Genomic DNA, 13,993 nt, shown 5'->3' with positions numbered 1-13,993 from the left:
GTTGTGAGTCAGATCGCCTTTTGGGGTGCGGTCGAATTGGGCCTCGTCTTTTCATTCGTAGCTATCGGCGTCTATCTGGCGTTCCGCGTCCTCGACTTTCCCGACCTTACCGTGGACGGTTCCTTCCCGCTTGGCGCGGCTGTGACCGGCGTCCTGATCCTCGCGGGCTATAATCCATGGCTTGCCGCAGGCATCGCCATGGTCGCCGGTGCCCTTGCAGGTCTTGTGACCGCAACGCTCAATGTGCGCTTCAAAATACTCAATCTTCTTGCCTCGATCCTCACCATGATCGCGCTCTTCTCGGTCAATCTGCGCATCATGGGCCGACCCAATATCGCGCTCATCAATCAGGATACGATGCTTTCGCCTTTCTATGGCCACGGCATTCCCGAATATTACGTGCGCCCGGCTTTCCTGTTCGTGCTGGTCGCCGTCGCTGTCTTCCTCGTCTGGCGCTTTCTTGAAAGCGATATGGGCCTTGCCATGCGCGCCACCGGCGCCAACCCCAAAATGGCCCGCGCGCAGGGCGTGCAGACGGATCGGCAGATCTATCTCGGCATGGCGATCTCCAACGCGCTGGTGGCGCTCGGCGGCTCGCTCTTCGCGCAGACCAACGGCTTTGCCGATGTGACGTCCGGTGTCGGCACCATCGTTGTCGGCCTTGCTGCGGTCATCATCGGCGAAACGCTGCTGCGCACTCGCCTCATCCTTCTTATCCTGATCGGCTGCGTGGCGGGCTCGATCATCTATCGCATCGCGATCCAGCTTGCCCTTTCCAACGGCGATATTGTCGGGCTTCAGGCATCCGATCTCAATATCGCGACAGCGCTTCTCGTCACCATCGCGCTGATATTGCCGCGCCTGCGTCGTGGAGGAGCATCGGCATGATCGAACTATCCAATCTCGACGTTATTTTCGGTCGCGGAACGCCGCTGGAAAAGCAGGTTCTCAAGAAAATCAATCTGACGATGGATCGCGGTTCCTTCGTGACCGTCATCGGCTCCAATGGTGCTGGCAAATCCACGCTGCTGAGCGTTCTGGCAGGCGATGTCATTCCAGCCGCTGGCAAGGTTCTGATCAGCGGCAAGGATGTGACCCGCAAACCTACCGCCGAACGCGCAGGGCTTGTTGCCCGCGTATTTCAGGATCCGCTGGCCGGAAGCTGCGGAACGCTGACCATCGAGGAAAATCTCGCGCTTGCCGCAGCACGCGGCAAAAGGCGCGGCCTTGGCGCAGCCCTTGCGCCTGCCCGGCGCGAATTGTTCCGCGAACGCGTCGCAAGCCTCAATCTCGGCCTTGAAAACCGCATGCAGGACCGCATGGAGCTTTTATCCGGCGGCCAGCGTCAGGCGCTTTCGCTCGTCATGGCCACGCTGGCTGGTTCGGAGGTGCTGCTGCTCGACGAGCATACGGCGGCTCTTGATCCCGGCATGGCGGAATTCGTCATGGAACTGACCCGCAACCTGATCGCGGAAAACAAGCTGACCGCTTTGATGGTCACCCATTCCATGCGGCAGGCGCTCGATTATGGCGACCGCACCATCATGCTGCATGGCGGCAATATCCTGCTCGATGTCACTGGCGACAAGCGCAAGACGCTCGGCGTCGAAGACCTGATCGAAATGTTCCGCAAGGTGCGCGGCCAGACGCTCGATGACGATGCGTTGTTGATCGAATAGGCTGGCGGGCTGACATTCCGTTCGTAAGAGCCGTGCCTGGCGATGAACTGAAAGGGCAATGTCCACCGGACGGATCAAGCGGCCGATACCCTTGTTGCAATCGTGGAATATCGAAAGGCGTTCGGCCCCGCTCGAACGAATGTCTTCGCTATGGCAAAACGCCTCTCGACCGTGACGACTATACCCAGAATCTGGATAATTCTTTCAGATAAACTCGCATTGATTAGCTCAATAAACTTTTCCCGCATTCCCTGACATTATAAACAGTATCAAATGGAAGCATAAATTATTATTAAATTGTGTAATTTCAACACATAATGAGTAATAATTATGCTGAGATATACTTATAATTATAATGATCACACATATAGTATGAGCGACAGCCTCAAGGATGACCTTAAAAAAATCATCGACGGCTTTCTTTATAAAAAACAGTATAAAAACTTCGAATCTGGACAAGTCCCCGGACGGCGCGCCGCTTTTATCAAGACACATGGGGGAGCCAGCGCGAAGTTTACGGTAACGCACAGTGAAATAAACAAATCCGACAAAGCATCCATATTGAAACAGGGCATATTTGCCAATGAAGGCAGCCATGATGCCTGGGTTCGCTTCGGCGGTGACATCAATATTGATAAAGCCGACCGCCATTCTACGGTCGGCTGCAGCATAAAACTATTCAATGTCCCTGGCGTTAATATACTCGATTATCCCGCCACGCAGGACAGCGCCAGCCAGTTTACGACCGTCGATTTTGCCTTGCAGAACTATCCTGTTTTCTTTGCTCGGGACGCAAAGCAAATGGCAGCCTATCTGACAGCAAAATATGATGGCACTCTGGCTGATTTCAGAAACCGTCCGGAAAATAAAGAGCTGTCTTCAATCATTAACGCTATGATCGCGAGCGACCCATCCAGCGTCCTGAAAGAGACCTATTGGAGTTGTGTGCCCTTCATTCTCGGAGCGCCGAAAGATGGGAGCCAAAATCTTCTTCAGTTTTGTAAATATATTGTGACCCCTGCTCCGGATCAGGAAACTCTGCCCGAAGCGGATAAATCGGACCCGGTCTTTCTGCGCAAAGACCTCGCAGCAAATTTGAATAAAGCTGCTTATAAGTTCGACTTCTATATGCATCTCAAGACGTCCCCGTACCAGTCGGTAGACAGCGCTTCGGATAATTGGGAGAAAGACAATAGCGACGATCCGGATGTCGCGCCGTTTGGCACCAATGACATCGACAATATATTTAAAATTGCTACTCTGGAAATTGCGCAGCAGGATATTACGCAAAGGGGGCAGGATGACTATGTGGAAGCCCTCTCTTTCAATCCATGGCGAACTCTCGCCGACAATATGCCTTATGGAGAGATCGCCTTTGCTCGAAGAATCTCTTACGATCTTGCCGCCAAAGCCCGCCGCGATCTGAACGGCCAACCTGTTGGGGAGCCAAATTCTCCACGTCCGCCCGCCTTCAACAGTGCAGCATATGACGAACCGGAAAAGGATATTCCGTGGTCGCAGGTTGCAGTGAAACCAACTCCATCACAAGAGACCGAGATTGTCCGCATTGCTATTCACCCCGGCATCGGTGTTGCACGTGTCGGCAACAGTGAATTGACGGGCAGCGAATGGATTACCGGCAACGACGAATATGCCGATATTTATATTGGCCCGGAGACCGACACGCCACAACCGATGCAATATGAAACGGTTCGGGACAGTACAGGCAAGATAAAGCGGCAAGGTGCGCGTTTTCGAATTTATGGTTATAATGCCCAGGGGCAAGTCGTCAAAGAAATTCTACCGGAAGATGCGGGCACGACCATCAATTGGAAAGTAACGCTTGCCAATAGAAAAGCGCAATGGTTCCGATTCGATCATGCATGGGATAAGGATTTCTTCCGGAGTGAGGAAAATCAGCCCTCGATATTGAGAAACTCCGAGAATTCTGACCGGGCATCCCTGGCCATTACGCCAGATACGATGAGCATATCCGGCACCCATACCCGATCTGCACCGATCAAGGGAAAGTTCCGCTCGATAGAAGTGACGCTGGGTGAGTTGCGTACAGATATGAAAGGCAGGCTCATTGTGTTGGGCGGAGCCGGAACCGCCGGCACGACCGCAGATGCCAATGACCCCGATCATAACGTGCTCTTGGGGAATACCGGAAATTTCAACAATTCCAATCAATGGTATGATGATATTTCTGATGGCCCTGTTCATGCCGAGGTGACGATCAACGGAAAATCCTTCGACGTCGATTCCGCCTGGGTCATTGTTGCCCCACCAAATTTTGCACCAGACATGATCGGCATAACGACGCTGTATGAGCGGCTGGAAGAGCTCTATATGGAAGCCGGCATGCTCCCCGCGCCTGAAAAAATATTGTTCAGCAAACATATCTTGCCGACTTTACAACGTCTGTCGCAAACATCATGGGTCAACAAAGGTTTTCACGATTTGTTTGGCCCCGGCAAGCCTGGCGACTTTTTCAATATCGAGAAGCTGAAGAGGTTGAGTACAGCCCCTGATCATGGCGACGATCCAAACAAGGCAAGCCGTCAATATGTATTCGACCATTTGCAGGATCCGTCTGCTCCCAAATGTGACCCGACGAAATGGCCGTTGCTTTACGGAGATTCCTTTGGCGAAGATCCGGTCGACATCCAGGATGACACGAAGCCGTTTCTGAATGTCGATAGTCCCGATGACATGACGGCTCTCTCCTATATCCGCTACTCCTGGTTCAAACGGTGGCTGGAGGGTGATTTCGTCGATGATAGCGATACATTGCCGCCAGACTATGCCACGATCGATGAGGCGCCACTGGCCGAGCAACCTGCACTGCTGGATAAGGCCGCACTGCATTTCTGCCTTGCAGACGCTTTCCATCCCGGTTGCGAAGTCACCTGGCCAATGCGTCATCTGGGCCTTTATCGCGCCCCCTTCAGAATTCGTGAAGCTGGTGCGGATGGGGTATATATCCCCGCACAGGGCGAAACATTCGGTCACACGGATGCGCATATTCCAGACAAGGGGCTGGGTGCCCAACCCGCCGGCGGGCTGACCCGTTGGATGGCTCTGCCATGGCATGGCGATACGGCGCGCTGCCGCGGCGGATACGATGCTAACCACGATGGCGGATACGGTGCCTACACGCCTGCATACTGGCCGGCACGCGTGCCGAACCAGGTTCTGACACAAGCCAATTTCAATAAGGTCAAAGACAGCAGTCAATCTAAGTCGGATCGGCTTACTGCTTTCGAAACGCGGGATAACTGGTGGCGCAACATGTCGGACAATCCTGATTCCCGCGATACGGTGGAAGAGGAGAAACAGGCTCAGTTTATGATCCAGCACTATGAAAAGCTGGGGACCGTTCTGCAGGCCGGTGGACCGACGGATCTGGCGGGAATTCCCGGGAAAATCTATGTCGAGTGCATTGATAAAAAGCCATGAGCTACGATTGCATCATCATTGGCGGCGGGGTAGCAGGCTCCTCCGCCGGCTTCACCCTCGCCCGGGCCGGATTGCGCGTCCTGGTCATTGATCGGCAGCCGCCAGGCACGAAGCAGAAAATCGGAGAATGCCTGTCCGGGCAAGGAATCCATCTGCTGAAACGAAGCGGTCTTTTCGACTGGGCACGGAAAAGTCAACCATTGGAGTATATTGGCGATGTGTTTTCATGGGGGAGCGAAAGGCTGATCGAGAAAGATTTCATTCTCGACAGGTTCGGCAGCGGATGGCATCTGGACCGTAATGCCTTTGATCGATGTTTGCAGGCGGCAGTTCGCTCGACAGGAGCAGATGTTCTTGTTGGACAGGTCAGGAATGCTCGCCGAAATGAGAATTCGGGCTGGAAAGTACAACTCACAGACAAGGCGTTCTATTCCCGGTGGATCGTCGATGCCAGTGGCCGACAAAGTATGGTCTCCCGATCTTTGGGAATCAAACGTGTTGCAGACAGCCCCTTGGTTGCGGTGTTTAGCTGGGGGCCAAATCGCTCGCCTGAAAGCCGCACCCTGATCGAAGCTGTCCCCGAAGGCTGGTGGTATACGGCAGCGCTGCCCGGCAACCGCCGCGTAGTTGCCTTTCATACAACGCCTGCCAACGCGAAACGTCTGGTTCACAACGAGCATCTTTTCGCAAATGCCATGCAAAAAACACTGCATTTGCGCAGGCATTGCAGTTTCGATGCATCATGGTCGCGTTTGCGGGGAATGAATGCCTGCGGTTCGATGCTGGCAACCACCGCTGGCAAGGATTGGCTGGCCGTCGGAGATGCGGCAATGACCTTCGAGCCTCTATCAGCTCACGGCATTCTGAATGCCTTGGCCCATGGAATATTTGGTGCAAGAGCCCTCTTGAAAGCCTTTACAGGTGATTTTCGAGAACTGGATAATCTAAAGCGAGACATAGAAATAAAAAGGGCAAATTATACTCAAGATATAAATTCAATTTATAGTTTAGAAAAAAGATGGCAAAGTTTATTTTGGAGAGAGAAAAATGAAAATCAATTTTACCGCCAGCATCAATAGAGAATATTCCACCATTAACACAAATGTAAAACCCAACCCCGATCTGGTCCCCCCCAGCATATTTCCACCTTATATTGCGGAAGCTCAGGACGACTTTCGCGTATTTGTAATCATACCGCCTTATCCGAATATGGCAGCTGGCGACACCATCAATCTTAATATTGCAGCAGGGGTTACAAGTGCCTATGAAGTCACTTCTTCTGATGTAAACGATCAAATCGTCGTTCTTTTAACTTCGGATTCTATCCCTGCAGAAAGTATTAAACCCGGAAACAAGATTCCGATAACATACAATGTAAATAATAATGACAGCTATTCTGATGATAATATGTCTCAAAATTCAATCATTCGTGTAGCAGATCAATATAATAATGAGCTTAATATCGTTAGTATTTATGAAAACATTTTCCTCGATGAATTGACTGACGATTGCTTAGGAAAAAGTAGGACTGTATTTGCCTCAAATAACGATAGCACTATTTATAAAGATATTTCCGAAGCATACTTATTAATTACAGATACTAACAATAATTATTTATATTACGATCATTTTTCCACTTTAGAAGCATATGATAATCTTATATTCTTGGTGGATTCAATGAAATTGTATCGCCACGCTGGCGAAGATGTCAATGTATGGATCATTGCAATATCACAGGACAGTAATTCTGTGGCTATTCATTCAACACCTGTAGCCAAGATAAAGATTCCAGCTTCCCTGCAAATCAGCCCCGCTAAAATGTCATATGCATTTTCATGTAACGCCTTGAATATAGTGGAAGGAAAACTAGACATAATAGTAGAGCACCATGAAGCAATGGAATCCGGAGATATTATTAGGGTAGGTCTTTTTAATAAGAATATGATGAAAGCAACATTATTTCCTATAAGCGATAACATAATTGGTAGAGATATAGTAATTCCATATACGCATCTTAATAAAATTAACATAAATTATTTTAATAATACAGCTTTCTCTGTAGCAATTATAAAGAAAAATATTAACCTTTTAACTAATAGTTTTATATTAAATATAGATAATTTTAAGAGTGATTAATAAGTTATACAATATTAATACTATATATATCTTATATTAAAAATATTAAACGAACAAACCTGTCATTTCCGAAGTGCAAAATGGCTATTTAGCGTAAGTTTCGGGTCTGACTGGTCCAAAGCGTGCTCAGGATAATGAAAGGCCCGTTCGGGCCTTTCTGTTTTCATCGCTTTTGTGCACAGGCTACCATTTGACACGGAAACCGATCGTGCCTTTAAGGTCATAGCTTTTTGCGAAGTTATTGAGGGAGGTATTGACGGCGCCCTCACCATAAACGGCATATTTATCGTCGTTCCACGCATAGGTGCCTCCCAGCCCAAGCCCCGCCCACGTGCGATCCTGCTGGGTCCGGAAACGGGTATCGGCCACATGCACCGAAGTACCGCGTAGAAAATCCTGATAAACATTGGCTATGGCATAGGCACTGACCCGGGACAGCTGTCCCTCATTGCTGTACCAGGAATTTCGGTAATCGAGGGAGGCCCCGAGACGCCCGGTCAGGCTGTTGCCATCTTTCATGCGCACTGTCGTGTCCCATGTGTCACGGAAACTCTCCGCATCGATTGAAGACCAGAGCAGTTGCGCCTGCGGCGTCACGGACCAATACGGATCAAAGACGATACGCTGCCCTGTCTCAACGCTGATCGCATAGCCGAAGGCGTCTTGCCCGGAGGCAAGTTCCCGGTTGGCGGTGGTGGAATGATAATCGGACCGGAACCAGTTCACATGCGCCTGACCGTCAAGATAGATTCCGCTCTCGCCATACCAGGTTAGTGTGGCACCCAGCCCCCAGGCCTCTATATCTGTCTTGCCGTCACCATGCGGCGAGACGACATCGGAATTTGCCTTGCCGTAATGACCGCTCATGCCGCCAATGAGCCTCCCGTTTTCGCCCTCATGGAACAGGCCGTCAATACCCGCCTGAAACAGTGCCGTATCGATATTCTGACGCATGTTGGTCGTCGAGCTTTGCGGACGAAGATGGCTATACCCGCCCTCGATCCGTGCCCAGATGCCGTTGCTGTCGATCGCCGCCCCCAGATCGGGTGAAGGAGCGCCCTCCATCCATCCTGGCCCATCGCCTTGCACCATGGCCCGGTTGGCGGCACCACCCCAGTGGCGATTACCAACACGCTGCTGCAAGCTTGGCAGACGGTTCAACAGTTTCATGCTCTGTGCAGCCCCTTCATAGACCGGCGTAGCGGGGTTGTAATGCGGCTGCGGAGCAGGCGGAACTGGTGGAGTTGGTGGTGTTGGCGGCGTAGGCGGATTTGGTTGGTTGGTCAGTTCTGAACGCAAATACCAGTTGCCGTCGGCCTGCGTCGGCTGCCCCTTGTAAAGACTGTAAGAATAAGCGCCTGCGACTATCGCAGGCCGTCCATCCTTGGTGGTAAAGTCTGACTGGAGCGCGAACACTGCATTCGATTGTCCACCGACGCTGATGATCTCAATTCCCGCAGCGGTCTGTGCGCCGACGCCGCCACGGTTGGTAACATGAACCTTGCCGGTCCCGGACGTATTCCCGGTGACGGCCAGCCGGCTGGTCGGCGAATTGTCGGCGGCCAGTGCCGAGGCTATCTCGACAATACCGCCGCTGACAGTATAGTTGCCCTTGATTGTCAATGTGCCCAGACCGCCATCTCCGGGAGCGATGGTGCCGTGGGCTGTGCTGGTGACGGATCCCACAGTACCGGTTCCCTCCAGCCTGCCGGCTTGCAGATCGACAGACCCCCCCAATGTACCGTTAACAATAAGCCCGCCTTTATTGATGGCGGCAATACCGGTAAAGCCGCTGCCATTTCCATTAAGCCGGGTTTTTCCGGAACCGTTCTGGGCGATCATGCCCGGTCCTTGCAGCGTGGCGCCAAAGGACCATATATCGGAACGGTCAAAAGAAAGCGTGCCGTCAACAGCGACGGTCCCGGCGACGGTGCCGGAGGTGCCGCCATCACCCAATTGCAGCTTCGCTCCGGCAGCGATGCCTGTCGTACCCGTATATATATTGTTGCCGGTAAAAATTTGCGTGCCGCTGAGAATATTAACGCCTCCGCCGTCACCAGAGGCGATACCGGCAAAAGTCTGCGGCGTATCAGCCTGCAAGGCCAGCGCCTTGCCCCCCAGAATGATGCGGCCATTGGCATTGCCGGAAACATTCTTCATCGTAGTGGTATCATCGATGCCGGAAATATCGAGCGTCGCATCCACCGTCACGCTTTGATGAGATGCCAGACTGCCATCGCCCGTCAATGCCAGGGTGCCTTCGTTAATCATCCACGGGCCGGTCGCCTTGGATATTCCTCCACCCGACCAGGTGCTCGTCCCGTTTTTCGTGAAATCGGCAAACCCGACATAACCTCCCAGCTTCCGGCTTTCAGGTACGGTAGCAATGCCATCCAGCAGGCCAAAGTTGAATGTATCGGATGTTTCTCCTGCAAGAATTAGATGGTTATCGGAACCGCTCGTGACGCGGGCAACACCCCGCATATTCTGCCCGCCCCAAAGTTCCAGAATATTGTTATTGCCCTCAAATTCTATTGCTTCCGATGTGGAAACAAATCCATTCTCTGTTACAGTGCCATTTCCCTGAATTGTGTGTTTATTGATAATTTTATTTCCATTACCCAACACATATATGGCTGGAACAATATATTCTTCGTGCTGAAAGAATTCATCCTGGGCCGGTATAGCTTTATAAATAGTACCTTCATTGCTAATCGTACTGTTGTCTCCATGTAATATAACAGCTGGAGGAAGTTTTTGCTTGGTATGAATTTGTCCACCAGTACCTACTGCCCCTCCATGCAAAACATTAAGCGTGGTGTTGGACTTCATATAAACGCCACCGCCTGGAGAGCCTTCCGGTACCTGCCCGTCTGTATAATCTCCGCCTTTCAACGGCGCGTCGGGAGTGCCCCCCTGGACCGTCCCATAGACATCCAGTCTTCCCGAATTCAACAATATTCCCAATCCGCCTCCGCCCGTAAACTCACTCGGGGCCGCGCCGGGACCTGGGTGCGCATTAGACACTGACGCCCCTCCATAGACACGCCCCCGAACCGTAAGTACTTCGCCATTGAGAATGAGCCCGATTCCCCCGCCTCCGCTTCCCCTGGGGGCCGGATTGGTCTGGCTTAAACTCGTCTGTCCGCCAATCCCTCCCTGGATCAAAACACCCTCGTCAATCGTGTAATTTGCTGCATTGATAACAGCGCGCACAGCTCCGCCGCCGCCGCCTGCTTCTTCAGTAGCAGACCCATCTCCTCCGTCCACATTGTCTGCCGTGGATATTGGATCTGTCGAACTGTTGATAATACCGCCGAAGATGCCCCCCGCTGCTTGCGTGGCTGCGCCGCCATTTCCCGGGGCACCATGTCCGCCATTGTGTTCCACAGCAGGGGCAACGGGACCGGCGCCCAACGCGCCGCCGCCCTCCCCTCCTGTGGTTGTAACTCCACCCCCTTTTCCGCCAACAGCCTCACCACCGGCCGCATAGCCCCCGATGCCGCCGCCATCGCCATATTTTGTCTGCGCATATGCTGAATTCCAATAAACAATGCATGTTCCCGTCAATAATATCAGCTTCCATTGCCTATGAGTTAACATAGTATAGCCTTTCTAAAATATAGAATATAAATAAGGATTTTATAATGGGTACTAAAGCAAATATTGATGATATTTCAATCGTCTACACCGACTCCTTAACCAACCCGACAAGACAGACGAGAATAAGTGCGACTTTGATATACTCCGGTAACGATAATGACCGACCAACTCCCGGAGTTGACACTTACACATTTAGTTTCTCACCTAAAAAATATGGAAATATTTCTCCCGCTCCCGGCTTTAACTACACCGTACCGATAACCCAGGACCCGAAAGATCCGAATAAATATACTGCCTGCATGATGGTTGTCGCCAAGACTTATGGTAGGTGTAGCGTTAGCGGCTCCAAGACAGGAGACTCCACTACCTGGCCCAGTACAGGAATAACTTTTACCGTTGAGCCGGTAACTGCAATTCCCTACATCACCAAGCAACCTGCTCCAGCATTGCTGGTATCACCAGTCCCTGGCAAACCTGACGATTCTCCGACACTTGTTACTCAAATAGACGTAACAGTCTTCGATTCTGACAAGAATACTGTGACCGAATATCCCGTATCATTTACAATAAAAAATGTTAGAACCCAGCCTACAAGCCAGACAGGGGCTTTCTATAATGGAAACAAAGCTCCGATAGCGCTAAATTTGACTCCAAATCGTAATAATTCAAATGACTCAACGGTTACATTACCAACAGATACAAATGGCGTTGCAACATTATATATAGGCTCCAACAGCAATGCCGGCTATGTACAGATAACAGTTACATCAGGGGGGTATTCTCTAGATGGTTGCTTCGTTTATGTTTACGAAAAGCTGGCAGGATACGAATTTGATCCTCCGAAGACGAACATTGCCAGATTGTTGCCCAATTACGATAAAACTACGTTTCCGGTGACGGTTGAAAACAACAACATCACGAACGAAGAATTCATTGGTCTTTTCCTCAATGATAAATTCCAGAATCAAGCGGAGTTTGATAATCTTAATCAAGACACCAATTATATTAAAGTAGACGCCAATATTGATGATCTTATCGTTAATGACAACCCTCATGTAAAAACTAATAACTATTTATACTATTTCAGGACCCATACAGGGGATATTATAAAATCGCTGACAAGTATTATACCGATTTTTGGACCGCTCCCCGATCCTCAGCCGGAAAATCAAATCCTGGGCCCTATGGCCGATCCCTATGGCGGCGTCATTAACATTGGCAGTATAGTTAAAAATGGAGTTGATCATGATTACATAACCTCCATAAATTTAGCTATAGACACCGAGATTCTCCTGAAAGATTTAAATTATACCCTGAAAGCCGGTGATATTGTAACGCTGCACGCCACCTTCCAGGGCGACTATAAAGCTGACGATAATTTTGCATCCAACAAATACAATTACAAAGCAACAGTAATTACTCCAACCGACACGGAATTCCATATAACTATTCCTTTTGGTGATATATCCGGATACGGAACGCCAAAAAATAGTCAGTATAAAAATTTGTATAAAATGTATTATTCTGTAACGCCGAAAGGTACGAATAAAGAAATTGCGGCAAGCAGTTTTTCTACGGGCACTCTTTCAACCAGAATTATATAGGTAAAACAATGAATAAGAATTTAAGTCAAATAACTCCGTTTATAATACAAAACCACATAGATAATGGACATATTAATATTTCAGATATTGGTAATACAATTCAATTTACCTGTGATCCATGGGAGCATATTAGAACTACTCAGCATGCTACACTATTTATCAATAGCAACGCTGTCGCGTCGATGCAACTTATTTCTTACAAAGATCGCCTGGCGTCCCCGCCAATCTTCAGTCTTGCCACCGCAAATCACTTTCAGTCGGGTCAGGGCTACGAAATATATATAGAGGTTGTTGAGCCGGATGGATCCGACAATCCTAATAAAAGCAGAAGCCAATCTCTTTTTATTAGTATATCATAATAGTATTATTTAACAATATTCAACATATACAATTATTATATTTATATTATAAATAGGATATATTTATGATAAATATACTATCTGATCTTGGAGATACGGATCTTTCAGTTGCCGTACTTGATTATAGTTCTTCTCCTCCCGTTCTGTATCTTAATGTCGTTCAAGGTGCAATTTCTGTTACATGTGCTGCGTGGGATAATATAAGAACAGATCAAACCGCAATTTTATTGCTGGATGGTGTAGAGATTGCCTCTCAGCCTATAGAGCCTCTGGATCCGGATGGAGAGAATCCCAATCAAGGGAAGGCTCCGATATTTCCTGTTGACGTAAAAGGTAACTTTACTGCCGGAAATCGGTATAGTTTACAAATAAAGTCCGTCGATACAGCCATGAATATCGGCTTGTCTCGAACTCTTGTCTTTGACGTGAAAGCAGATTCGCTGGAAAAGCATATCTCGATCGACATCACGCAAGGCGCTGCCGGATATTCAGATAAATATCCCTATCTGATGCCCGCCGATGTAGCGGTCGTCAGGGGGCCGGCAGGTTTGGAACTGGAGGCGCGTAGTGGCGGCGCGGTTCGCTTTCAGGATTGCGGAGGAGCTGAAACCTGCATTTTCAGTTTTGACGATCGTGGGGTCTGCCCGCTCGTTCTGATCCGTATCGATTCCCTTAACCCCTCGGGAGGGCCTTCCGGCCTATTGGCCGATGATCCGGATCGGATCATCCTTTTCCGGCGCGGCAAAAAGGATGAACTCATCAGCAAGCCGGTTATTTTCGGAAATTACGTTCCGGCAACAGGCGATGCCGCCCTCGCCTTCGATTCCGTTTCTTGCAATAGCGTTGGTATCGCCGATGGACAGACAATGTGCATCGTCAGCCTCATCATGAAAAATCCGGCAGCAACCGACACGCTTTACATCAATCTCGGAGAGGGGTTGAGAATGGCTGAGCATACCTACAACAAGTCTTATTCCGCCAGTCCCGGCACGAACCTTCCGTCGACCCCGATTGTCAACGGCATGGCCGAATTCGGTGTCATAGCCGACGCGCCCGGCACTTACGATGTGGCCGCTTTTCCGCGCATGCAAACATCGGCTTATTGGACCAATAAAATTGAATTTCGTTCTTTGTTATAAAGGCTTTTGTC

General features: G+C 49.9%; 9 protein-coding genes. 7 read left to right on the top strand and 2 right to left on the bottom strand.

Features of this window, described 5'->3' with window-relative positions:
• Positions 1–3: 3 nt before the first annotated feature.
• From DKP76_RS03290 to DKP76_RS03270, 5 genes are all read left to right on the top strand, one after another.
• Positions 4–888 carry an ABC transporter permease gene (locus tag DKP76_RS03290; protein WP_109704968.1) on the top strand — a complete coding sequence of 295 codons (885 nt, stop codon included), beginning with the start codon at positions 4–6 and terminating at the stop codon, positions 886–888.
• Positions 885–1,679 carry an ABC transporter ATP-binding protein gene (locus tag DKP76_RS03285; RefSeq protein ID WP_109704967.1) on the top strand — a complete coding sequence of 265 codons (795 nt, stop codon included), beginning with the start codon at positions 885–887 and terminating at the stop codon, positions 1,677–1,679. Before DKP76_RS03290 ends, DKP76_RS03285 begins: the two co-directional genes overlap by 4 nt.
• A 372-nt stretch (positions 1,680–2,051) precedes the next feature.
• The gene (locus DKP76_RS03280; RefSeq protein ID WP_109704966.1) at positions 2,052–5,141 is read left to right on the top strand and encodes a LodA/GoxA family CTQ-dependent oxidase; all 3,090 of its coding nucleotides are present in this window, start codon (positions 2,052–2,054) and stop codon (positions 5,139–5,141) included.
• Positions 5,138–6,220, top strand: a complete 1,083-nt coding sequence (locus tag DKP76_RS03275) for an NAD(P)/FAD-dependent oxidoreductase (RefSeq protein ID WP_109704965.1) — start codon at positions 5,138–5,140, stop codon at positions 6,218–6,220. The genes DKP76_RS03280 and DKP76_RS03275 overlap by 4 nt, the downstream gene beginning before the upstream one ends.
• Positions 6,189–7,277: a hypothetical protein gene (locus DKP76_RS03270; RefSeq protein ID WP_109704964.1), complete on the top strand. Its 1,089-nt coding sequence runs from the start codon at positions 6,189–6,191 to the stop codon at positions 7,275–7,277. Before DKP76_RS03275 ends, DKP76_RS03270 begins: the two co-directional genes overlap by 32 nt.
• Before the next feature lie 183 nt (positions 7,278–7,460).
• Here DKP76_RS03270 and DKP76_RS03265 read toward each other — a convergent pair whose 3' ends face one another.
• Positions 7,461–9,761, bottom strand: a complete 2,301-nt coding sequence (locus DKP76_RS03265) for an autotransporter family protein (protein ID WP_245410123.1) — start codon at positions 9,759–9,761, stop codon at positions 7,461–7,463.
• Positions 9,762–10,441: 680 nt separating this feature from the next.
• A complete protein-coding gene (locus DKP76_RS19575; RefSeq protein ID WP_245410122.1) occupies positions 10,442–10,810 on the bottom strand; it encodes a hypothetical protein in 369 nt (122 codons plus the stop codon).
• A gap of 114 nt (positions 10,811–10,924) precedes the next feature.
• Here DKP76_RS19575 and DKP76_RS19570 point away from each other — a divergent pair, with 114 nt between their 5' ends.
• Positions 10,925–12,484 (top strand): hypothetical protein, encoded by a 1,560-nt coding sequence (locus DKP76_RS19570; RefSeq protein ID WP_245410121.1) that lies wholly within the window; start codon positions 10,925–10,927, stop codon positions 12,482–12,484.
• Positions 12,485–12,908: 424 nt separating this feature from the next.
• Positions 12,909–13,982 carry a glyceraldehyde-3-phosphate dehydrogenase gene (locus tag DKP76_RS03250; protein ID WP_109704961.1) on the top strand — a complete coding sequence of 358 codons (1,074 nt, stop codon included), beginning with the start codon at positions 12,909–12,911 and terminating at the stop codon, positions 13,980–13,982.
• The last annotated feature ends 11 nt before the right edge of the window (positions 13,983–13,993 follow it).

The organism is Falsochrobactrum shanghaiense (assembly GCF_003149535.1).
Lineage (GTDB): Bacteria > Pseudomonadota > Alphaproteobacteria > Rhizobiales > Rhizobiaceae > Brucella > Brucella shanghaiense.
Note: the sequence above shows the minus strand (reverse complement) of the source record. Positions and strands in the feature narration are given on the sequence as shown.